The sequence below is a fragment of the Dyella agri genome (assembly GCF_044904705.1).
GTDB classification, from domain to species: Bacteria; Pseudomonadota; Gammaproteobacteria; order Xanthomonadales; family Rhodanobacteraceae; genus Rhodanobacter_A; species Rhodanobacter_A agri.
Genome location: NZ_JADIKL010000015.1, coordinates 1 through 22,199, shown reverse-complemented (window position 1 = coordinate 22,199; position 22,199 = coordinate 1). Strand labels below are relative to the sequence as shown.

General features: G+C 65.3%; 15 protein-coding genes and 2 pseudogenes. 7 read left to right on the top strand and 10 right to left on the bottom strand.

Going from position 1 to position 22,199, the window contains the following annotated elements; translation table 11 throughout:
* Nucleotides 1–5: 5 nt before the first annotated feature.
* Entirely contained in the window at nucleotides 6–905 is a 900-nt protein-coding gene (gene hslO, locus ISP14_RS17755; RefSeq protein ID WP_404542495.1) for an Hsp33 family molecular chaperone HslO, read from the bottom strand.
* Nucleotides 906–1,013: 108 nt separating this feature from the next.
* On the opposite strand from hslO, the gene mtgA reads away from it, so the two are divergent.
* Together mtgA and ISP14_RS17745 are read left to right on the top strand one after the other, a co-directional pair.
* The gene (gene mtgA, locus ISP14_RS17750) at nucleotides 1,014–1,727 is read left to right on the top strand and encodes a monofunctional biosynthetic peptidoglycan transglycosylase (protein WP_404542492.1); all 714 of its coding nucleotides are present in this window, start codon (nucleotides 1,014–1,016) and stop codon (nucleotides 1,725–1,727) included.
* Nucleotides 1,728–1,952: 225 nt separating this feature from the next.
* Nucleotides 1,953–2,381, top strand: coding sequence for a CBS domain-containing protein (locus ISP14_RS17745; RefSeq protein ID WP_404542489.1), 429 nt, complete (start codon nucleotides 1,953–1,955; stop codon nucleotides 2,379–2,381).
* Here ISP14_RS17745 and ISP14_RS17740 read toward each other — a convergent pair.
* Complete coding sequence (locus tag ISP14_RS17740; protein ID WP_404542486.1) at nucleotides 2,371–3,684, bottom strand: NTP/NDP exchange transporter; 1,314 nt, start codon at nucleotides 3,682–3,684, stop codon at nucleotides 2,371–2,373. The genes ISP14_RS17745 and ISP14_RS17740 overlap by 11 nt on opposite strands.
* A 254-nt stretch (nucleotides 3,685–3,938) precedes the next feature.
* Here ISP14_RS17740 and ISP14_RS17735 point away from each other — a divergent pair, with 254 nt between their 5' ends.
* A complete protein-coding gene (locus ISP14_RS17735) occupies nucleotides 3,939–5,240 on the top strand; it encodes a serine hydrolase domain-containing protein (RefSeq protein ID WP_404542484.1) in 1,302 nt (433 codons plus the stop codon).
* A gap of 81 nt (nucleotides 5,241–5,321) precedes the next feature.
* On the opposite strand, the gene ISP14_RS17730 is transcribed toward ISP14_RS17735, so the two are convergent.
* The 8 genes from ISP14_RS17730 to ISP14_RS17695 form a co-directional block, all read right to left on the bottom strand.
* Nucleotides 5,322–6,350, bottom strand: a complete 1,029-nt coding sequence (locus tag ISP14_RS17730; protein ID WP_404542481.1) for an energy transducer TonB — start codon at nucleotides 6,348–6,350, stop codon at nucleotides 5,322–5,324.
* Between the two features lie 342 nt (nucleotides 6,351–6,692).
* Nucleotides 6,693–7,220, bottom strand: a complete 528-nt coding sequence (gene metJ / locus ISP14_RS17725) for a met regulon transcriptional regulator MetJ (protein WP_404542479.1) — start codon at nucleotides 7,218–7,220, stop codon at nucleotides 6,693–6,695.
* A gap of 592 nt (nucleotides 7,221–7,812) precedes the next feature.
* Entirely contained in the window at nucleotides 7,813–8,208 is a 396-nt protein-coding gene (gcvH, locus tag ISP14_RS17720) for a glycine cleavage system protein GcvH (protein WP_404542477.1), read from the bottom strand.
* 72 nt (nucleotides 8,209–8,280) lie between these two features.
* The gene (gene gcvT / locus ISP14_RS17715; RefSeq protein ID WP_404542475.1) at nucleotides 8,281–9,381 is read right to left on the bottom strand and encodes a glycine cleavage system aminomethyltransferase GcvT; all 1,101 of its coding nucleotides are present in this window, start codon (nucleotides 9,379–9,381) and stop codon (nucleotides 8,281–8,283) included.
* 71 nt (nucleotides 9,382–9,452) lie between these two features.
* The gene (locus ISP14_RS17710; RefSeq protein WP_404542473.1) at nucleotides 9,453–10,088 is read right to left on the bottom strand and encodes an alpha-ketoglutarate-dependent dioxygenase AlkB family protein; all 636 of its coding nucleotides are present in this window, start codon (nucleotides 10,086–10,088) and stop codon (nucleotides 9,453–9,455) included.
* Between the two features lie 3 nt (nucleotides 10,089–10,091).
* Nucleotides 10,092–11,984, bottom strand: a complete 1,893-nt coding sequence (cysC, locus tag ISP14_RS17705; protein ID WP_404542472.1) for an adenylyl-sulfate kinase — start codon at nucleotides 11,982–11,984, stop codon at nucleotides 10,092–10,094.
* Nucleotides 11,984–12,901: a sulfate adenylyltransferase subunit CysD gene (gene cysD / locus ISP14_RS17700; RefSeq protein WP_404542470.1), complete on the bottom strand. Its 918-nt coding sequence runs from the start codon at nucleotides 12,899–12,901 to the stop codon at nucleotides 11,984–11,986. The genes cysC and cysD overlap by 1 nt, the downstream gene beginning before the upstream one ends.
* 130 nt (nucleotides 12,902–13,031) lie before the next feature.
* Entirely contained in the window at nucleotides 13,032–14,429 is a 1,398-nt protein-coding gene (locus ISP14_RS17695) for an amidase (protein ID WP_404542465.1), read from the bottom strand.
* Between the two features lie 267 nt (nucleotides 14,430–14,696).
* On the opposite strand from ISP14_RS17695, the pseudogene ISP14_RS17690 reads away from it, so the two are divergent.
* From ISP14_RS17690 to ISP14_RS17675, 4 genes and pseudogenes are all read left to right on the top strand, one after another.
* Nucleotides 14,697–15,798 (top strand): annotated as a pseudogene (locus ISP14_RS17690) (IS3 family transposase).
* A 357-nt stretch (nucleotides 15,799–16,155) separates the two neighbouring features.
* A complete protein-coding gene (locus tag ISP14_RS17685; RefSeq protein ID WP_404542461.1) occupies nucleotides 16,156–19,407 on the top strand; it encodes a protease pro-enzyme activation domain-containing protein in 3,252 nt (1,083 codons plus the stop codon).
* A gap of 300 nt (nucleotides 19,408–19,707) precedes the next feature.
* Nucleotides 19,708–21,768: an FG-GAP repeat domain-containing protein gene (locus ISP14_RS17680; RefSeq protein WP_404542459.1), complete on the top strand. Its 2,061-nt coding sequence runs from the start codon at nucleotides 19,708–19,710 to the stop codon at nucleotides 21,766–21,768.
* A 224-nt stretch (nucleotides 21,769–21,992) separates the two neighbouring features.
* Nucleotides 21,993–22,199, top strand: a pseudogene (locus ISP14_RS17675) (EtfB protein); the annotation flags it as partial.

Sequence of the window (22,199 nt, the reverse complement as noted above, 5' to 3'; positions counted from 1 at the left end):
CGCCGTTACTGCGTCGTGCCGGAGACGCTCGCGCCGCCCGCATCGCGCAGCAGATGCTCTGCATCGACCCGGTCGAACTCGTAGCGTTGCGCGCAGAACTCGCAGTTCACCTCGATACGGCCGTCCTGCGCATCCAGCGTCGCCTCCACCTCGTCGCGTCCCAGCGAGCGCAGCATCGCCACCACCCGCTCGCGGCTGCAGCTGCAGCCAAACGTCAGCGGACGCGGCTCGAACAGGCGCACGGACTCCTCGTGGTACAGGCGGTACAGCAGCTGCTCCGGCGCGGTGGCCAGCAGCTCCTCGGCGCCCAGCGTGGCGGTGAGGTGCAGGATCCGCGTCCACGCATCTTCATCCTTCGCCCCGCCATGACCGCCTTCGTCGGGCAGCTTCTGCAGCATCAGGCCCACCGCATGCTCGCCGTCGGCGGCGAGCACCAGCCGCGCAGGCAACTGCTCGGACTGGGCGAAGTAGTTTTCCAGCACGCCCGCCAGATCCGCCGCACGCAGCTCCACCAGCCCCTGGTAGCGCCGGCCGCGCTCCACGTTGCCGATGGTGATCGCCATCACCGCCTGCGGCAGCGCATCCAGCGACAGCGGCTGCGGCAACGGCGCCTCCCAGCGCGCCAGCCCGCGCAGGCGGCCCTGATCGGTGCATTCGGCGAACAGCACGCGCAGCGCGCCGGCGCTCTTCAGCTGCACCGACAGCTCGCCGTCGAGCTTGATGTTGGCGGTCAGCAGCGCACTCGCCGCGAGCGCTTCGCCGAGCAGTTCGCGCAGTGGCGCCGGGTAGTCGGCACGACCGGCCACCTCGCGCCACGCCGGCCCCAGGCGCACCAGGGCGCCGCGCACCCCGGCGCGTTCGAGCAGGAAACGGTGCAGCACATCTTCGACAAGTACGGTTTCCACGCAATCACCTCGCAAAACTATCCCCGCAAGATAAGGGCAGATGGCTGGCGTGCAATGGCTGGTCCAGCGCCATGCCTATACTGCCGCGTATCCCTGCCCTGGACTGCCATGCTCCGTCGCCCGTTCCTCCGTCGCCTGCTTCGCTGGACCGTGCTCGCCGTACTGGCGTGGATCGCCGTCACCTGGCTGGCGGTGCTGGTGCTGCGGTTCGTGCCGCCGGTCACCTCGGCAATGATGCTGAAGCACCGCATCGGCACCTGGGTGCACGGCGAGCGCGATTTCCGGCTGCAGCAGCACTGGGTGCCATGGTCGCAGGTATCGCCATGGGTTCCGCTGGCGATGGTAGCCGGCGAGGACCAGAAGTTCCCGTTCCATCACGGCTTCGACTTCGACTCCATCCACCAGGCGCTCGACGCAGCCGACGATGGCGCGCGCCTCCGCGGCGCCAGCACGATCAGTCAGCAGACCGCCAAGAACCTGTTCCTGTGGAACGGCCGGAGCTTCGTGCGCAAGGGGCTGGAGGCGTATTTCACCGTGCTGCTGGAGCTCACCTGGCCGAAACAGCGCATCCTCGAGGTGTACATGAACATCGCCGAGCTGGGCGACGGCATCTACGGCGTGGGCGCGGCCAGCGAGGCCTATTTCCACGCGCCGCCCGCACGCCTCAGCCCAGCGCAGGCAGCAAGGCTGGCTGCGGTGCTGCCCAGTCCGCGGCGCCTGCACGCCGACCGCCCCAGCGCCTATGTGCTGCGCCGCGCGGACTGGATCGAGCGGCAGATGCGCCAGCTCGGCGGACCGCCGTACATCGAGGGCCGCCGCTGAGGTCTGACCTTTGCGGCACCATGATCGCGGAAACCAAACGGGCGGCGATCCCTGCCGCACTTTGGCTTGGCTTTTGTGATCGTCCATGATCGCGAGTGTCAAACGGGCATCCATCCCTGGCCGCACTTTTCAAGAGGGCGCTTCACGATCCCGCTACACCCTCCGCGGACGACGGCGCTAGACTGGCTCCACCCTCATTCGCAGGGTTCAACCGGAGATCCAGGCATGCGTCAGGTCAGGCATCTGCTGGAAGGCAAAGGTGGCAGCATCTACACCATCGCGCCGGACGCGCCCGTGCTGGAAGCGATCAAATCGATGGCCGAACATCGCATCGGCGCGCTGCTGGTGATGCGCGGCGAACAGCTGCTGGGCGTAGTGTCCGAACGCGACTACGCACGCAAGGTGATCCTGCAGGGGCGCTCCTCGGCGCAGACCGCGGTAGCCGAGATCATGCGTGGCGATCCGCTCACGGTGGGGCCGCAGACCGATGTACTCGACTGTATGCGCCTGTGTACCGACAGCCGCGTGCGCCACCTGCCTGTGCTGGACGGTGGCAAGGTGGTGGGCGTCATCTCGATCGGCGACCTGGTGAAGGCGGTGATCGACGCCCAGGCCGAGCAGATCGAGCACCTGGAACGTTACATCACGGGCTGAGCCGCGCGGCGCGGGGCGCCGGGGATTCCGGCGCCAGATCGGGCGACCAGCCGGCGCGACGCGACACCCAAGTGGCCAGCACCGCCACGCCGACACCCGCCAGCGCCAGTCCGGTGACGCCCACGCCCAGCAAGCGCAGGCCGCTCACCCCAGTGGTCACTACCAGGTCACCGAAGCGCCACACCGCGGTTTCCACGAAGTTCTTGCCCTTGTAGCGCGTCTCGCGCGGCACCCGCGTATACAGCGCATCCACCGCCGGCTTGGTCATGCCGTAGGCGAAGCCACGCGTGGTCGCCATCATCACCGCCAGCAGCGATACACCGTAGCCGGATATCACCACGGCACCGTGGCCGCCAAGCGCGACCATCAGCAGCAGCAGCACGTTCACCACCGCAGGCAGCACCAGTGCCCAGCCGGCACCGCGGCGTATCAGCAACCAGCGGGTCAGGGTGAGCTGCAGCAGCGCACCAAGCGTATTGGTGGCCAGGTCCAGATCGTTGTAGAACATCGTGCGTGCCACGTTGTCGACGAAATGCGCCTTGGCGTAATCGGCCACCAACGCGTAGGCCAGGGTGCCGATGCCGTCGCCGAACAGCATCAGCAATGCCATGTAGCGCAGGAACGGCCGCGACCACAATTCGCGCACGCCGGCCCAGAGCGAACCGCCGATCGCCTCGCCGCCCCGCTGACCGGGCTTCGCCTGTTCGTGCCGCGCCGACAGCCACAGCAGCAGCGCCAACGCGATCGCCAGCGCCAGCGCCGATACCACCAGCAACGGCGCCACGCCAAGCCAGCGCACCAGCCAGCGCGTCAGCAACGGGCCGAAGATCGCCCCGGCCATGCCGCCCAGTGCGATCAGCGAGAACACCCGGCGCGCCCGGCCGCTGCTGAAGATGTCGGCCATGAAGCTCCAGAACAGCGACACCACGAACAGGTTGAACACACTGCCCCAGACGAAGAACAGCACGCCAAGCTCGCGCGCGCCGATGCGGTCCTGTGCCAGGAATGCCGGCACGAAAGCCAGCAGGCAAAGAATGAAGAAGCTGTAGCTCCAGCCCAGCAGCCGTCGCCGCGGGAAACGCGCCACCAAGGTGCCGAACACCGGTGTCAGCAGCAGCATCGCCACGAATACGGCGCCGTAGAACAACGGCAGCGACTGCGAACCCACCGCCCCGATCAGCTGGTCGCGCACCGGGCGGATGATGTAGTACGCGGTCATCACGAAGAAGAACGCCAGCGCGGAAAGCACGGGTTCGGCGCCCTCACGGGTCGCGGCGGCACGGATCGGACTCACCAAGGACATCCAGCACGGGCAAGACCCCGGAGGCTGCAAGGCTAACACGCGCTCCGGGCACTCCCCCTCATCGGCTGTCGGTGGCTCGGAGCCGCGCCGGGTGAACCTGTGCTTGCATTGCGGGTCACATCACCCGCCGCCAGGGCGAACCGCGTTGTCCCCGCGCGCAAAGTGCCGGAGAATCGATGTTTCCATGCGGCCGGCAGACGCCGTCTGCGGCTCTCGTTTCCGGCGCCTCCGCGCCGACCAGCCTTGCGAAGAACATGCAGCCTCGATACCTGCCTCTCGCCCTGGCCTGCGCCATCGGCCTTACCTGCACCAGCCTCCGTGCCGCGCCGGCCGGGCAAGCCAGCGCGCTGCCGCCGGCCAGCGCGCACATCACCGCGGCGGAGCTGCCGGCGACACGCGTCAAGGCCACGCTAGACGACTACCGTCGCTGGCTGGACGAACTCGACACGCGCCGCGGCGTCGCCGGCCTCGCCACCGCAGTGGTGGTCGACGACAAGGTGGTGTTCGAGCACACCCTCGGCTATGCCGATGCAAGCAAGCAGACACCGATAACACCGGACACCGTGTTCCGGCTGGCTTCGCTCTCCAAGGCCTTCGCCACGGCCGTCACCGGTGTGCTGGTGGACAGCGGCAAACTGCGCTGGGACATGAAGCTGGTCGACGTGCTGCCCTACTTCAAGCTCAAGGACCTGCAGGCCACCGACCAGGCCACCGTAGCGGACATCCTCGGCCAGCGGCTGGGCCTGCCGCACAACACCTACGACAACCTGCTCGAAGGCGACGTGTCCTACCAGGAGCTGGTGCGCAAATTGGATGAGGTGGACAACACCTGTCCCCCGGGCCAGTGCTACGGCTACCAGAACGTTGCCTTCAGCATGATCGGCGACGTGCTGTTCGCGCGCACCGGTAACTTCTTCGACCGCCTCGTCGGCCAGCGCATCTTCCAGCCGCTGGGCATGCAGACCGCCAGCTACGGGCGCTACGGGCTGGAGTCCAGCAAGAGCTGGGCGCACCCGCACCGTCCCGGCAGCAACCACAGCTGGATTCCGTTCGAGCCCAGCGAGACCTATTACCGCGTGGCGCCGGCCGCCGGCGTCAACGCCAGCATCCGCGACATGGAGCAATGGCTGATCGCGCAGATGGGTGGCCGCCAGGACGTGCTGCCCACCTCCTTGCTCGACGTCCTGCACGCGCCCGACGTGAATACCCCGACCGAACTGCGCGCCACGCCATGGCGGAGTGCGCGGCTCAGCGCCGCCTATTACGCGCTGGGCTGGCGCGTGTACACCTATGGCGGCGAGACGCTGATCTACCATGCCGGCGCGGTGGCCGGTTACCGCACCATGATCGGCTTCTTCCCGAAATACCACGCCGGCGTGGTCACGTTGTGGAACTCCACCGGCCCGATGCCCAGCGGCTTGATGCCGATGGTGCTCGACAACCTGCTCGGCCTGCCGCACGTGGACTGGGCCGGCGTGGAAAGCCCCGAACCGGCCAGGGCCGCGCCTGCCAAGACGCAGCCCTCGCACAAAGCACGCGCGCGCCGCCACCGCTGATCCGGCGCCATCGGCAAATCCAAACGAAGACGGCGCATGCAACGCATGCGCCGTCTTCGTTTTTCCGGATGGCCAGGGAAATCAGCGGCCGGTGCTGAACTCGATCTTTTGCTGTTTGGTGCTGGCCACCGCGGTACCGTCGCGCATCGCCGGCTTGAAGCGGTAGCGGCCCACGGCTTCCATCGCGGCGCGATCGAACACATGGCGCGGCTGTGCATCGACCACGTGCACGTCCGTGGTGCGGCCTTCCGGCGTAATCGTGAAGCCCACCACCACCCAGCCGCTCTGGCCCGAGCGCAGGGCCGCCGTGGGATAGTTCGGATTCGCCGCCTTCAACAGCACTGCGTCGGCGGTCGGCGCACTGGCCACTGCAGCCTGGGCCGCCGCTGCAGGCTGCGCCTGCTCAGGTGCAGCCGCCTTTTGCTGCTGTTCGGCTCGCTGCTGCTTGGCCTTGGTCGCCTCGGCAGCCAGCTGCGCCTGTTGCTGTTCGGCCTGCTTCGCCGCCTCTTGCTTCTCGGCGGCGGCCTTCTGCGCGGCCAGCTGCGCAGCCTTCTGCTGGTCCTGTGCCTGCTGTTGCTGCTGGCTGGCCAGCTTGCGCTGGGCGTCGAGCTTGGAGCGCAGGATGGTCAGCGTGTAGTTCGCCGGATCGGCCTTGGCCAACAGGTCGATCTCGCGCTGCGCCTCGTTCAAGTCGCGCGAGTTGACCGCCTGCTCGGCATCCGTGGCGGCATACGGGAAGGTCTCGCGCAAAGCGCTGGTCGCCACCGGGTTGTCCGGCTGCTTGGCCAACACGCGCAGATAGAACTCGAACGCGTTGTTGCCCGCCGGCGCCAGCAGGCGCTGGTCCTTCAGGGCTTTACTGGCTTCCGTCAGCAGCTGGTTGACGTCCATCGCCTGCACGTTGGCCGGCACGGCTTCGGTCGGCGTTTTTGCCGCCGACACGGCGGGTACGCCGCCAGTATCCAGCTGCATCTGCTGCTGGTAGGGACGGACGATCAGCAGCCACGCGGCGGCAGCGAGCGCCGCGACGATGGCAACGATGGCGACGGCAACGGGCCGGACGGCTCCGCGCGCGCGGCGGCGCGCGGCAAGTATGTATCGGGTATCCATGGTCTCTCACCGAGTGTCGACAGATACCCGCGCTTTTTCCCCCTGTGCATCCAGGAGCGGCGTGTCCCCTGACTACGTCGCGGCGCGGATGTGCAAAAGGTAACCGCATTGCGCCGGACGGCGCAAATCGCAGAGTTTTCCGCCGCAAGCCGTGACGCATGCCGCTGCAGCCCGGCGGGCGTCGTGCTGCAGAGGCAGGGCACCCTGGCGACGGTATCGGCGCCGGCGATTTCCGGCGCTACAAACGAAACGTCCCGGCAGGGCCGGGACGAAGTTTCCGAATCGATCTCCCCGCGCTGGGCACCGCGGGGAGGCAAGTCGATGATGCCTATTGTGTGATGCTTACTTCTTGGCGGTCTTGCTGGTCTTGACGGCCTTCACCACCTTGGCGGCGGCAGGCTTCTTCGCAGCGGCCTTCTTCGCCGCCGGCTTCTTGGCGACCTTCTTCGCCGTGGTCTTCTTTGCAGCCGCCGGCTTCTTGGCGGCAGCCTTCTTCGCCGCCGGCTTGCGGACGGCCTTCTTCGCAGCAGCCTTCTTGACGGCCGGCTTCTTGGCGGCGGTCTTCTTGGCAGTGGTCTTCTTGGCGGCCTTCTTGGCAGCCGGCTTCTTCGCAGCGGATTTCTTGGCAGTGGCCATGGTTCGTCTTAGCTCCTCATCGGTTGGCAGTGGTTGCCCAGTAAAAGCGTGGAGGAACGCCTCGACCAGCAAATCGCTGTTGGTGGCGTGCCTCAAATTTTTCACCTGACGTTCTGTGCGCAGGTCGGACAGCGTTCGCAATACGTGGAGCGGAATCGAAACGGTGATCTTGCGTACCGCATTCGCCTTCTCTCCATGCTCGACGTAAGGCTTGATGTATTTCGGTGTTGCCATGTTGCCGTTCCCCATGAACTTGGGCGAAAGCTATTCCGTAAGATTTCAGCTGTCAATGGATTTTCGTCGGCAAATCAATCCGTTTCGCCAAGGGGCGCCCGGCACCCGCGCGGGCGGCACCCGCACTCCGATGCCAGCGCCATTTTTGTTTGGATGTCTATACATCCAAACTAAAACAAGACCATTTTCTCTGCAGCCATGAGAAAACCCATGAAACAAGGGGTTTTCGCTCATTGACTGCGAATAACACGGAATGCACGTCAACATCGCGCCACTACATCGGCATCGCGCCCCGAACACCCCGCAACGACGTCCCGCCGAGATGAACGGGACGCGACCGGATTTTTCACGAAAGGTCCGCCAAGGGGGTGATCGCCACCGGCAAAGGCATCGAACGAACGCCTTCCGGCGACTCGTCGCGGCGGCAACGGAGGCGCCGGCAAGGGCCACCGAGACGACGGCGACCATGCCACCGGCATGCGCCCACGCTTCAAATGGCCGTCCATTTGCGGGATAGCCGCGACGCCGGATGCCGGAAACGACGACGGCCGCACAAGGCGGCCGTCGTCAATCCACTCGGGAGCAAGAACGCTCAGTGATCCTCGTTCTCGATCAGTTCCTCGTAGGCGCTGGCGTCGAGCAGACCGTCCAGCTCGGCACGATCGCTGATGCGCACCGTGAAGATCCAGCCTTCACCGTAGGCATCCTCGTTGATGGTTTCGGGCTTGTCGTTGAGCGCCTCGTTGACCTCCACCACCTCGCCGGAAACCGGCGAGTAGATGTCCGAGGCGGCCTTCACCGACTCCACCACCGCGGCGGCATTGCCGGCCGTGACGCTGGCGCCGATTTCCGGCAACTCGACGTAGACCAGGTCGCCGAGCTGGCCCTGGGCATGGTCGGAGATGCCCACGCGCACCAGGCCGCCGTCCTCGACGCGGGCCCACTCGTGGGATTTGTTGAACTTCAGGTCGCCGGGGATCTCGCTCATGGTCGGGTCCAGTTTCGGGTCAGGGGACAGGCGGCCATTCTAGCCGCAAGAAGCTTTGGGGTAAGAGACTGCTCAGATGCCTTCGCAGGGCTTGCCGTCGCGCACGAACGGGTACTTCACCAGGCGCACCGGCACCTCGCGGCCGCGGATGTCGACGCGGATCGCCCCGGGCTCGCCGGCGGGGATGCGGGCAAACGCCACCGCCTTCTCCAGCGTGGGGGCGAAGCTGCCGGAAAGTATCTCTCCCTCGCCGTTCGCGGTGAGCACCTTCTGGCCGTGGCGCAACACGCCCTTCTCGTCCATCACCAGGCCCACCATCACGCGCGGCACGCCATCCGCCTTCTGCTTTTCCAGCGCGGCGCGACCGATGAAATCACGGCCTTCGTCCAGCGCGATGGTCCAGCCGAGGTTGGCCTCCCACGGCGAAACGGTCTCGTCCATGTCCTGGCCGTAGAGGTTCATGCCCGCCTCCAGGCGCAGCGTGTCACGCGCGCCCAGGCCCGCCGGCTTCACGCCGGCAGCAGCCAGCGCCTCCCACAACGCCACGGCATGCTCGTCCGGCACGATGATTTCGAAGCCGTCTTCGCCGGTGTAGCCGGTGCGCGCAACGAACAGCGGCATGCCGTGCGGGCCCTGCGCCGCGGCAGCGGCGAACTTGCCGAGCTTCTCAATGCGCGGACGGTCCACCTCGTGCAGCAGGCCCAGCACCTTGGCACGGGCGTTGGGGCCTTGCACCGCGATCATCGCGAACTCGGGGCGCTCCTTCACTTCGACACCGAAGGCCTTCGCCTGCTGCTCGATCCAGGCCAGGTCCTTGGCACGGGTAGCGGCATTCACCACCAGCCGGTAATGCTCGTCGCCGAGGAAGTACACGATCAAGTCGTCGATGACCCCGCCCTGCTCGTTCAGCATGCACGAGTACAGCGCCTTGCCGTGCACCTTGAGCTTGTCCACGCTGTTGGCCAGCAGGTGGCGCAGGAAATCCTTCGCGCGCGCGCCGTGCAGGTCGACCACGGTCATGTGCGAGACGTCGAACATGCCGGCGTCGCGGCGCACCGCGTGGTGTTCCTCGATCTGCGAGCCGTAGTTGATCGGCATGTCCCAGCCGCCGAAGTCGACCATGCGTGCGCCCAGCGCGCGATGGGTGGCGTTGAGTACGGTCTTCTCGGTCATCGCGGAGGTGCCTTGCGGGGAAGGGAGACGGCCATTATCCCCTGCCCGCGCACGCCATTCCAAGCCGGGCTTCAATGCGCCGACGTATCGATGCAGCGGAAGGTGAGGTTGATGCGCGGCGCGGCCAGTCCGAGCATGCGCGGCAAGTCGTGGCGGTATAGCCGCTGGGTGCTCCCGGCCATGCGCAGCAGGCTGCCGTGCGGCAGTGGCAAGGTGCAGAGGTCGCCGGGCTGCGCCGGCTCGCCGCGTGCACGGCGACGACGGAAACGGAAGCGGCGTTCCGCACCAAGGCTCAACGAGGCAATCACCGGCTGCGCGCCCAGCTCCGGCTCATCGTCGCTGTGCCAGCCCATCGCGTCGTTGCCGTCGCGGTACAGGTTCGCCAACACGCTGTTGAAGCGCGCGGCGCAAGCCTGCTCGATGCGTTCGCGCAGCCCGGCCAACGCCGCCGGCCACGGCCGCGGCTCGAAGCGGGTGCGCGAATAGGTATAGGCGGCGCCGGGGTCGCCGATCCAGCAGCTCAGCCTGGGCGAGGCCAGTTCACGGCCGAACAGGCGGATGCGATGGTTTTCCCAGGCGATCGCCTCCCGCAGTTCGGCGAACAGTGCATCAGCTTCGTCCCTGTCCAGCCAATGCGGCCATAGCGACACATCGGCCTCTGGCAGCGCAATGCGCTGCCAGAGGCCGGATGCCGGCGCTCCGCTCATCGCTCAGACCGCGTAGTCGCCGTCGTCCACCGGCGCGGCGATACGCTCCAGCAGTTGCTCGGTCAGCTGCTCGGCCAGTCGCTCGGCGCGTTCGCCCGCCGTGTGCAGATGCACCTCCGGCGCTTCGGGGGCCTCGTAGGGCGCGTCGATACCGGTGAAGTTGCGGATCTCGCCGGCGCGCGCCTTGCGGTACAAGCCCTTGGGATCGCGCTGCTCGCATTCCGCCAGCGGCGTGTCCACGAACACCTCGACGAACTCGCCCTCGTCGAACAGCTCGCGCACCGAACGCCGCTCGCTGCGGTACGGCGAGATCGCGCTGACCAGCACGATCAAGCCCGCATCCACCATCAGGTGCGCCACCTCGCCGATGCGGCGGATGTTCTCCACGCGGTCCTCGGGGGTGAAACCCAGGTCCTTGTTGATGCCGTGGCGCACATTGTCGCCGTCGAGCAGGTAGGTGTGGTGGCCCAGCGCGTGCAGACGTTTCTCGACCAGGTTCGCGATGGTGGACTTACCGGCGCCGGACAGGCCGGTGAACCACAGGCACAGCGGCCGCTGGCCCAGGCTGGCTCCACGCACGGCCCGGTCCACGTCCACGTGCTGCCAATGCACGTTGGCGGAACGCTTCAGCGCGAAGTCCAGCATGCCGCAGGCCACGGTGGCATTGGTCTGGCGGTCGATCAGGATGAAGCCGCCCAGGGTGTGGTTGGTGGCGTACGGCTCGAACGCGATCGCCTCGTCCAGGCCCACCGTGCAATAGCCCACTTCGTTGAGCGAGAGATGGCGCGCGGCGAGCCGAGCCTGGGTGTTGACGTCGACCTTGTGCTTGATCGACATCACCCGTGCATTGACCGTGCGCGTGCCGATTTTCAGCCAGTAGGTGCGATTGGGCAGCAACGCGCTGTCGCCCAGCCACACCACATGGCAGGCGAACTGGTCAGCCACCGGCGCGGGCCGCAGCGCATCGGCGATCACGTCGCCGCGGCTGGCGTCCAGCTCGCGATCCAGGCACAAGGTCACCGCCTGCCCCTCGCCAGCGCTGTCCAGGTCGCCGTCGGCGATGACGATGCGGGCGATGCGCGCACGCTGCACGCCGGGCTGCACCACCACCTCGTCACCCTTGGCCACGCGGCCGCCACAAATCGTGCCGGCGTAGCCGCGGAAGCTCTGGTCAGGCCGATTGACCCACTGCACCGGCATGCGGAAGTCGGCAGCGCGGGCAGGCGTGGCATCAGCCGCATCCAGCAGCTCCAGCAAGGTCGGCCCCTGGTACCAGGACAGGCGCGTGGAGCGCGTGCCTACGTTGTCGCCGCCGGGAGCGATCACGGGCAGGCAGTCGACCTTGGCGATGCCCAGTGTCTGCGCCAGCGCGCGGTAGGCCTCGGCGATTTCCCGATAGACGCGCTCGTCGCAGTCCACCAGGTCCATCTTGTTCACCGCCAGCACCACCTGGCGGATGCCGAGCAGGCTGCATATATAGGTATGCCGGCGGGTCTGCGGCAGCAAGCCCTTGCGCGCATCCACCAGCACCACTGCCAGTTCGGCGTTCGAGGCGCCCGTAGCCATGTTGCGGGTGTACTGCTCGTGACCGGGGCAATCGGCCACGATGAAGCTGCGCCGCGCGGTATGGAAATAGCGGTAGGCCACGTCGATGGTGATGCCCTGCTCGCGCTCGGCGTCGAGGCCATCGGTGAGCAGGGCGAAATCCAGCGCATCGCCCGCGTCGGCATGCAGCCGGCGACTGTCGCGGGCCAGCGCGGCGAGTTGGTCGTCCGGCACCATGCCGGCGTCGTACAGCAGGCGACCGAGCAAGGTGCTCTTGCCGTCGTCCACGCTGCCGCAGGTGATGAAGCGCAGCAGGCCCTGGCCGGCATGGTTGGCGTTGACGGCGCCCATCAGAAATAACCCTCTTGCTTCTTGCGCTCCATCGAGGCCGTGGGATCGTGATCGATCACCCTGCCCTGGCGCTCGGAGCTCTTCGAATCGGCCATCTCCTGGATGATCTCGTCCAGCGTGCCGGCATTCGACTCCACCGCGCCGGTAAGCGGATAGCAGCCCAGGGTGCGAAAGCGCACCATGCGCGTCTCTACCTTTTCGCCCTCGCGCAAGGTGAAGCGCTCGTCGTCCACCATGATCAGCGCGCCATCACGCGCCACCACCGGACGCGGCTTGGCGAAGTACAGCGGCACCACCGGGATGCCCTCGCGGCGGATGTATTGCCACACGTCCATCTCGGTCCAGTTGGACAGCGGGAACACACGCACGCTCTCGCCCTTGCGGATCAGCGTGTTGTAGGTGTGCCAGAACTCGGGACGCTGGTGCTTGGGATCCCAGCGGTGCTGCGCATTGCGGAACGAGAACACGCGCTCCTTGGCGCGGGACTTCTCTTCGTCGCGCCGCGCGCCACCGATGGCCGCATCGAACTGGTACTTGTCCAGCGCCTGCTTCAAGCCCTGCGTCTTCATCACGTCGGTGTGCACGGTGGCACCGTGGGTGAGCGGCGAGATGCCCTGGCGCACACCCTCTTCATTGATGTGCACCAGCACCTCGACATCGCCCTGTGCGGCGACCTGGTCGCGGAAGGCGATCATCTCGCGGAACTTCCAGGTGGTGTCCACGTGCAGCAGCGGAATCGGCGATTTCGCGGGATGGAACGCCTTGCGCAGCAGGTGCAGCAGCACCGAGGAATCCTTGCCGATGGAATACAGCATCACCGGCCTGCGGAAACTGGCCGCCACCTCGCGGAAGATGTGGATGCTCTCCGCCTCGAGCGTGTCGAGGTGGGAAGGCGCCTGCGCGATGTCTTTGCTCATGCCTGGAACCGTGACTGACCGGGGGCGTCGGCGCAAGCGCGCGACGCTGGATCGGCGATGTTACGCGATCCCCGGCCCGCACCCGAAATAACCGGAGCCGCCCGCTGCGTCCGCATGCGGCATATGCCGGTCAGGCGATCGCCGGATAGACCGGATCGGCATCCAGCGTGGCCGAGCACACCGCGGCCAGCTCCAGCAGGCGCAGGTCCGAACCGCGGCCACCGACCAGTTGCAGGCCCACCGGCAGGCCGTTCGATAGCGTGCCCATGGGAATGCTCACCGCGGGGCAGCCGGCAAGACTGGCGAAACTGGTGAGGTCGGCCTGATTGTCCGGCGCCAGGCCACCAAGCGGGAACGCACCCTGCGGCGTGGTGGGCAGCACCAGCACGTCGATCTGCGAGAACAGCCGACGCATCTTCAAGGTGGCCGCGTCGAGCACGCGATCAGCCTTGGCATAATCGGCGGCACTCTTGTGCTCGGCATAGCGCAACAGCTCGCGGAAGCGCGGCGAGACCGGGTGCGCCGTGTCGGCAAGATCCGCAGCAAAGCTGCCCAGCATCTCCGCCTCCATCAGCAACAGGCCGGCACGGCGGGTGCGGGCAAAATCCCAGTCGGCGAAGTCCACCGTGCGGCGCTCGCCGAGCGCGTGGGCGAGCCTCGCCACCGCCGATTCGAACAGCGCGGCCACCTCAGGCTCCACGCCCAGCGCCGCCAGATCCGGCAACAAGCCACTGCGCAGCTTGCCCGGCTCCCAGTCTGGCAGCGCCAGCGCCACGCGGCGGCGGCGCGAACGCGCATCGTCGGCGTCGTAGCCGGCCAGCACCTGCAGCAACACGGTGAGGTCGGCCACGCTGCGCGCGATCAGTCCCACCGCATCCAGCCGTCGCGCCGCCGGCACCAGGCCGCGTGCGGATATCTCGCCATGGGTGGGCTTCAGTGCGTACACGCCGCAGTAACTGGCGGGAATGCGGATCGAGCCGAGGCTGTCCGACCCCACCGCCGCCGCGGCCAGGCCCGCGGCCACTGCGACCGCGGAACCGCCGGAGGAACCACCGGCGGTATAGCCGCACTTCCACGGATTGTGGGTGGGGCCGTAGTGCGGGTTGTCGGTGGCCGCCCCCAGTGCACCCTCATCCATGTTGGTCTTGCCGACCAGCACCGCGCCCGAGGCGCGCAGTCGCGCCACCACGTGCGCGTCGTCCGTCGCCGGCCTTTGGCGGCCGGGCAGGCCGGCACGGGTGGGCCAGCCGGCGATGTCGAAGTTGTCCTTGACCGCTACCGGGATGCCGTCGAGCCGGCCGATCACGCCATCGCGGCGTCGGTGCTCGGCGGTGCGCGCTTGTTCTTGCAGCAGGCCGGGACTCAGGCCTACGTAGGCGTTGAGTTGCGGATTGATGCGCTCAATCGCCTCCTGGGTCGCCTCGGCCAGCGCCTGCGGATGGGTGCGGCCGATCGCCATCCAGTGCAACAGCTGGCACACGGTCGCGCGGCGCAGGTCCAGGTCGGTGATCGGCGGCAGCGAACTCATGGCATTCCTTAGATGTGCGCTCATCCATGAACGCGAAGATCAAGAAGCGGCCATTCCTGGCCGCACTCTTCAATGGGCGTGGGCGGATTATCGCCATCACCCGTGAAGCCCGCGCAAGCCCGGAGCGCCGGGTTTGTCGCGTAGCACGCGAAACCGGACAATAACGCATTCGACGCGTCGCGCCGGCCAGCGCTGCGACTGGTGCCCCCTCGCTTTTGAATAGCGTGGTGGCTTGGCGTCCGATCCCCCATCCGAAGGAGATTGGACGTGAAGAAGCGGTTTACCGAAGAGCAGATCATCGGCTTCCTAGGTGAGGCGGAGGCCGGCACGCCGGTGAAGGAGCTGTGCCGGCAGTACGGTTTCAGCGAGGCCTTGTAGTACCTGAGGCGTAGCAAGTTCGGCGACATGAGCGCGCCCGACGCCAAGCGCCTGAAGGAGCTGGAGGCGGAGAACGCGCGACTGAAGAAGCTGCTCGCCGAGCATGTGCTTGAGAACACGGTCATCAAGGACACCCTGCGAAAAAAGTGGTGAGCGCACCGGCTAGATGCGAGCCGGTGCAGCGAATGATCGACATGGGCCTCAGCAAACGGCGATCGCCGGCACGAGCGCCAGCGCGTATCGCTATCCAACGCACCCGGATCACAACATGGAACCCCCGCAACGGATCCTGGCTCTGGCGCGGCGACACAAGCGCTACAGCACGGGGATGATCCATCTGTAGCTGCGGCTGGCGGGATTGCAGGTGAACTACAAGCGCGTGGAACGGCTGTATCAGGAAGCGAAACTGCAGGTGCGGCAGCCCGGGCGAAAGAAGGCGCCTGTCGTCTAACGGCAGCCTCTCGCCCGACCGAAAGCAGCCAACGAGGTCTGGTCTATGGACTTCGTGTTCGATCGCACGGCCGAAGATTGCGTCATCAAATACCTGACGGTCGCCGATGACGCCACCCACCAAGCCGTGGTCACCGAGGTGGAGCGGGCGATCGCCGGCCTGGGCGTGACGCGCGTGCTGGATAGCCTGGCGCTCAGTCGCGGCCTGCCCGAGGTCATCCGCACCGACAACGGCAAGGAGTTTTGCGGCAAGGCGATGGTCACCTTGGCGCATGAATTGAATATGGTGTGCAACTTTGTCTGATCGAACCGGGCAGGCCGAACCAGAACGCCTACATCGAGTCGTCCAACGGACGCCTACGCGATGAATCCCTCAACGAGCAACGATTCCCCAGCCTGCTGCACGCACGCGCCGAGATCGAAAGTTGACGGCGGGGATACCAACGAGAAGCCACCGAAGAAAGCGTTGGCCGGGCTGACACCTGCCGCCTACGTGAAGCAGTTGAAGCGACGTTGGACTCCAAACCGTCCAGCTGCTTAACGCGGAGGGAAGTCGCAGGGTATTGATGATGCCATTCTAGATTGACTCGCCACTGCAAGTACCTGTCTTTCCCCAGCCATAGGGAATATCGCAAGTTAATACGATATAGCGATTTTGTTGTGGCTGTCGCAATATTTTGCCGACAAATCGACCCATCGCCACCCTTTCGGCACATAACATCCGCTCAGCAAAATTCGTTTGACAGCGCAATTGGCACCTGATTATGTTTGGCGCCCATTCCGGGTGAATCCATTTACCCGGAAGGTGAGACTCCATGGAATGAGTCACCGCCGAATGCTTGAATCGGGGTGCGGCGGCCCATGCCATGGATACTTGGCCTTTTCTCAGGGGAAATCCATGCACACCCGAAATCGCCTTCGGGCGACGCTCCTCAGCGTTGCCTGCGTCGGCGCGATGCCCGTTGCGCAAGCGGCTACCGGCCACTTGACCTTCCCGGCGCCAAACCTGGTCGTGGCACCGGCCGTGGCGCAGATCACCGCCACCGTCGACAACAGCAGCCGGGTCGCCGTGCCGGGCACAGTCATCACCGCCGCCTCGCCGCGCTTCGACCGCGGCCTCGTCAACGCCAACTTGCAGTTGGGCGAGCTCACCCTGATGCTCAAGCGCAGCCCCGAGCGCGAAGCGCGCGCCGAGGCCTACGCGCGACAGCTGACCGACCCGCACTCTCCCTATTTCCACAAGTGGCTGACGGCCCAGCAAATCGGCGACCTGTTCGGCCCTTCCAAGCAGGACATCGCGAAAGTCACTACCTGGCTCACCAGTCGGGGCTTGCAGGTGGATGGTGTCGATCCGACCGGCTTGCGCGTGCATTTTTCCGGCAACACCACAACCGTGCAGAATGCCTTCCACACCGAGCTGCACAACTACGTCGTCAACGGCGTCGTGCATTTCGCCAATGCCACCCCACAGCAGATTCCCGCAGCGCTGAGCCCAGTGGTCGCCGGCGTAGCATCGCTGAATGACTTCAAGCCTGCACCGCAAATGCGTGAAGTCGGGCCAGTGCACAAGGCCGCCGCCGGCATCTGGAAAGCCGCCGACGGCAGGACCACGCCGTTGTTCACCAATAGCCCTGGCCAGTACGACATGGCTCCGGCGGATTTCAACACGGTCTACAGCGTCACTCCGTTGTGGACTCAGGCCACCCCTGTACGCGGCGGCGGCCAGACCGTGGCCGTCCTTGAGCGCACGAATATCCAGGCGGCCGATGTCAGCACATTCCGCAGCGCATTCCTGCCGGCCAATGCCACGGGCACGGTGACCTATGTGCAACCCGCCGGCCCCCAGGCCTGCACCAGCCCCGGCACCAATGGTGACGAGGGTGAGGCGGCTTTGGACGCCGAGTGGGCCGGTGCTGCGGCGCCGGATGCAAACGTCATGGTGGCCTCGTGTGCCGATAGTGCCACGAACTTCGGCCCATTCATCGCAGCGCAGAACATCCTGGCGAACAACACTGCCCACGTCACCATCATGAGCCTGAGTTATGGTGGCTGCGAAGCACAACAAGGCACCGCCGGACTCGCCGAGGTCAACGGATTGTGGCAGCAGGCCGCGCTACAAGGCGTCACGGTGTTCGTGTCCACCGGTGATTCCGGTGCAGCCGGTTGCGACCAGAACCAGCCGTTCACCACCGCAGGCACGGCCGTCAACGGGCTCGCTTCTACGCCGTACAACGTCGCCGTCGGTGGCACCGATTTCTACGATGCGGGCCCGAACGGAAACTTCGCGAACCAGGCCAACTACTGGAGCCCGACCAATGCGCCCAACGGTGCGTCGGCGCTGGGCTACATCCCGGAACAGACATGGAATGACTCCTGCGCCAGCAGCGTGCTGACGGCGCTTGCAGGCAGCCTGGGCCACCCCGGGACGCAGGATGGCGAATCGTTCTGCAACACAGCCTTCGGCGCGAACTTCATCAACACTGGCGGCGGCAGCGGCGGCATCAGTAGCTACATCGCCAAGCCGACCTGGCAATACGGCGTGTACGGTACCCGCAACGACGGCGCGCGCACGCTGCCGGACGTCTCAATGTTCGCCGCCAACGGCCTGTACGGCCACTCGTTGATCTACTGCATGTCCGACGTGAGCCAGGGCGGTACTCCCTGCACCTACACCGTTGCGGGCGACGTGAATGCCAACAGCGCCGGCGGAACCTCCTTCGCGGCGCCGGCCATGGCCGGCGTGCAGGCGCTGATCAACGAGGAAACCAGTGTTGGATTCGGACAACCTGCCGGAACTGCATATCTTCTCGGCAATGTGCTGCCTATCTACTACGACATCGCCATGCGCGAGTACGGCAGCGTACAGTCACCCAACGCCACCGGGCTGGCAGCATGCAATTCGGAGACGGCTGGCCTGACGGGCAACGGCTGCCCGTTCAACAACGTCACCGTCGGCGACATCGACGAGCCCTGCCTGCCATTGAGCCCGGATTGCTACAGCCGGCCAGGACACCAGCACGGCGTATTGAGCACGTCGCGGTCGCAATTGCAGCCGGCCTATCTCACGGGTGCCGGTTACAACTACGCCACCGGCCTCGGTTCCGTGAACGCAAGCATCCTGGCAAGTGCCACTTTCAACGAGGAACGCACTTACTCTGCCGGCGCCATCGGTGTCGTCAGCGACTTTCTTGGCGGCGCCTCGGCCGATGCCGCCGATGGACACAGTGATATTGCCTATATCGATCCGAGCAACAACACGCTGACCGAGTTGGGCATGAGTGGACCAACGGTCCTGCAGTCGCACACGCAACCGGTTGCTGCAGGCTATTCGATTGGCGCCATGACCGACCTGGACGCGGAGTCCTCGGCCGGACTTCATAGTTCCGGCGCACTTGCCAGTTTTGCATTCACCAACCCGGCCACCCGCCAGCTCTATATCTGGGTGAACGATGGCAATGGCGGACGTACGGCCTATAAGGTAGGCGCACCATATCCGGATGGATGGACACTGGTTGGTAGCGGCACGGTGGACGCATCACTTCACAGTGCCCTGATCTGGCAGAACGAAACCACCGGTCAGGTGGGCTGGTGGGATCTGACCTTCACGCCAGGCAGCAGCACCGTAGGGGTGACGGCTACCGTGTTGTCCACCACGCCCGGCTACAAGCTGACGCTCGCCGACCTCAACGGCGATGGGTACATGGACTTCGTGTTTACCGGACCCAACAACGATCTGTATGCCTGGATCAATGATGGGACCGGCCATTTCAGCCATCATTTCGTCACCAACTTCCCGGCCGGCTGGGTCTTGCAAGGCGCCGGCGACGTCAATGGCGATGGCAAGAGCGACTTGCTGTTCACCAACGACACCACGAATCAATTCGGTTGGTGGCTCATGAATGGCAGCACCGTCATGTACAGGGGTGTCCGCTCCATCACGCCGGGCTATCAAATCTCGACGATCGGCGACTTCAATGGTGACGGCCTGGTCGACATCCTTTGGACGGACGCGGCGGGCGATGCCTACGACTGGCAAAGCACCGGCTCAAACTTCCAGAGCTTCCGACTCAACGATGCCACAGGGGCTCCCGTGACACTGCCTGCCGGCGTGCAGGTTCAGACAAATCGTTATCAGGGACTGCTGTTCTAGGCTAGTTCGCGACTAGTGCTGCATGAACAGGCCGGCCTTCTGCCGGCCTGTTCCATTGGCTCTTTTGGAGTTAGTCCATCAAGCATCACAGCCCCTTCATGTGCCAGGTGCGACATGCGTTATCGCGCCAGCATCAGCACCAACGCTCCGTCAAATCCGCGGTGAAATAGATGGCCTTTCAGGTACGCCATCAGACGCGAAGTCAGGAGCACTGAACCAGTCGTATGCTGGGCGCATCTGGCATGAGCCCAGCCGGTCACACCGGTTGGCTCAATGCCTTTTTGATAGGAGTCAACAAAAATGAGCCATCGCACGAAAAGCCGCATGCTCATAGCCGCCGCGACGGCGTTGCTGGGCCTGGTTGCCGGCACTGCCATCGCCAGCAGCAGTGACGGCAACAACTACGAGACGAGCAACACAATAAGTGCGCATCCAATGGGCAACCCGTATGCGCCGGCGTACGGCCATCCGTATCGCCATGGTGCCGTGCCGACCCGCGATGCCTATGGCCAGATGATGCAATACCGGGCGCCGCACATGTCCACAGCCTCCACCACCAGCCCGAATACGCTCAGTTACCACGGCGGTTACAACGGCATCGGCGTCACCAGCGGCATCCCGAGGGTATATCTGGTTGTCTACGGCAGCCAATGGGGTACCGCCAGCACCGACGGCAACGGCAACATGAACCTGTCCAGCGACGCGTTCGGTGCGGTGCCGTACCTGGAGAGCATGTTCAAGGGCCTGGGTACCGGGGGCGAGCTGTGGTCAGGCACCATGACACAGTATTGCGACGGCCCGGCAGTCTCGTCCGGCGCGACATCCTGCCCATCCGGTGCTGCATACATCAGCTACCCAACCGGCGGCGCAGCATTCGCCGGCATCTGGTATGACAACTCGGCTGCCGCGCCACCACAGGCGACCCAAGACCAACTCGGACAGGAAGCGCTCAACGCTGCGCAGCATTTTGGCAACACGACAGCTGCGTCCAACCGTTACGCGCAGTACGTAATCCTGTCGCCAACGGGTACTCATCCCGACGGCTTCAATACCCCCAGCGGCAATTTTTGCGCGTGGCACAGCGACGCCTGGGCCTCCTGGAGCGGTTACGTCGCATACACGAACATGCCCTACGTCAATGACACGAACTGCGGGCAAGGCTCCGTCAACGGCAGTTCCACGCAGGGCAACCTGGACGGCTTTTCCATCGTCGAGGGCCACGAGTACGCCGAGACCATCACCGATCAGATCCCGGACAATGGCTGGTTCAACACGAGTAACGCCTCAACCAATGGCGGCGAGTCCGGGGACGAGTGCGCCTGGATCTACACCGGTCAGGGTGCCCTCGCGGACGTGGTCATGGGCAATGGCAGCTACGCCATGCAAAGCATCTGGTCGAATGACACCAACGAATGCGATCTGCAGCATCCGATTGTAGGCACCCCACCGCCCCCGGTCATAGCCACTATCACCTATATCGACCCAGCGGCCAGCACATTGACCCTATTGGGTGTGAACGGCGCGACCGTCGTGCAATCGCAAACCCAGATGATCGCCGCGGGCTACACGATCGGTGCGATGATCGACTTGAACAACGACGGCATAGCCGATTTCGCGTTCACCAGCCCGACCACCCGCCAATTGTATGTCTGGCTGAACGATGGCAATGGCGGTCGCACTGCCTACAAAGTGGGGCCGCCCTACCCTGCTGGCTGGACGCTGGTCGGCGCCGGCAAGGTAGATGCCTCTGGCAAGAATGCGTTGATCTGGTGCAATGAATCGACTGGTCAGGTGGCCTGGTGGGAGCTGACCTTCATGCCAGGTAGCCCCCAGGTAACGGTGAGCTATTCCGCGCTGCTGCCAACCGCCGTCGATTACAAGCTGACGCTCGCCGATCTCAATGGCGACGGCTTTGTGGACTTCGTGTTCACCGGCCCCAATAACGACCTGTACGCCTGGATCAACGACGGCACCGGACACTTCACCCATCACTTTGTGAACGACTTCCCTGCGGGCTGGGTTCTGCAAGGCGCGGGCGACGTCGACGGTGATGGCAAGAGTGATTTGCTGTTCACCAACGACACTACGCATCAGTTCGGCTGGTGGCTGATGAATGGCAGCACCGTCGCTTCCCGAGGCACCCGCTCTATCGCGCCGGGGTACTGGATTGCGAAGATCGCCGATTTCAATGGCGACGGCAAAGCGGATGTCTTGTGGACGGACGCGGCGGGGGATGCCTACGATTGGCAAAGCACCGGCTCGGACTTCCAAGCCTACCGTTTGCACAATGTCGCAGGGGGGGCCGTGACGCTGTCTTCCGGGGCGATGGTTCAGGCGGCGACGCCCCTCCGTGGCAACTAGTTGAAATCGGCCCTGCACGGAAAGGGCTGGACTCTTGTCCAGCCCTTTTGACATGCGGTCGACCGATGCAGGGCGGCACGCACCGAAGCCTCAATCCCCACCCGCTCGCCGGACCGGACGGGCACAGCACGACCCTCGGCTCGAACCCGTCTAGGCATGGGTTACAATCGCCGTTTGCGTGACAAGGCAAGCGCCGAGCAGGCGCTTCGATTGAGGAAAGGCACATGAAAATTCTGGTCGGTTACAAGCGCGTTGTGGACTACAACGTGCGCATCCAGGTCAAGCCCGACGGCAGTGGCGTGGTGACCGATGGCGTGAAGCTCTCCGCCAATCCGTTCGACGACATCGCGCTGGAAGAAGCCCTGCGCCTCCGCGAGAAAGGCCTGGCCGAAGAAGTGGTGGTGGTGGGCATCGGCCCTGCCGACCTCACT

What these genes read in the sequence shown, in the direction of transcription:
- metJ (WP_404542479.1), bottom strand. Translation starts at nt 7,220, where the DNA reads ATGGCAACACCGAAATACATCAAGCCTTACGTCGAGCATGGAGAGAAG.
- ISP14_RS17735 (WP_404542484.1), top strand. Translation starts at nt 3,939, where the DNA reads ATGCAGCCTCGATACCTGCCTCTCGCCCTGGCCTGCGCCATCGGCCTT.
- gcvT (WP_404542475.1), bottom strand. Translation starts at nt 9,381, where the DNA reads ATGACCGAGAAGACCGTACTCAACGCCACCCATCGCGCGCTGGGCGCA.
- ISP14_RS17685 (WP_404542461.1), top strand. Translation starts at nt 16,156, where the DNA reads ATGCACACCCGAAATCGCCTTCGGGCGACGCTCCTCAGCGTTGCCTGC.
- ISP14_RS17740 (WP_404542486.1), bottom strand. Translation starts at nt 3,684, where the DNA reads ATGTCCTTGGTGAGTCCGATCCGTGCCGCCGCGACCCGTGAGGGCGCC.
- cysD (WP_404542470.1), bottom strand. Translation starts at nt 12,901, where the DNA reads ATGAGCAAAGACATCGCGCAGGCGCCTTCCCACCTCGACACGCTCGAG.
- gcvH (WP_404542477.1), bottom strand. Translation starts at nt 8,208, where the DNA reads ATGAGCGAGATCCCCGGCGACCTGAAGTTCAACAAATCCCACGAGTGG.
- mtgA (WP_404542492.1), top strand. Translation starts at nt 1,014, where the DNA reads ATGCTCCGTCGCCCGTTCCTCCGTCGCCTGCTTCGCTGGACCGTGCTC.
- ISP14_RS17680 (WP_404542459.1), top strand. Translation starts at nt 19,708, where the DNA reads ATGAGCCATCGCACGAAAAGCCGCATGCTCATAGCCGCCGCGACGGCG.
- ISP14_RS17745 (WP_404542489.1), top strand. Translation starts at nt 1,953, where the DNA reads ATGCGTCAGGTCAGGCATCTGCTGGAAGGCAAAGGTGGCAGCATCTAC.
- ISP14_RS17710 (WP_404542473.1), bottom strand. Translation starts at nt 10,088, where the DNA reads ATGAGCGGAGCGCCGGCATCCGGCCTCTGGCAGCGCATTGCGCTGCCA.
- ISP14_RS17730 (WP_404542481.1), bottom strand. Translation starts at nt 6,350, where the DNA reads ATGGATACCCGATACATACTTGCCGCGCGCCGCCGCGCGCGCGGAGCC.
- ISP14_RS17695 (WP_404542465.1), bottom strand. Translation starts at nt 14,429, where the DNA reads ATGAGTTCGCTGCCGCCGATCACCGACCTGGACCTGCGCCGCGCGACC.
- cysC (WP_404542472.1), bottom strand. Translation starts at nt 11,984, where the DNA reads ATGGGCGCCGTCAACGCCAACCATGCCGGCCAGGGCCTGCTGCGCTTC.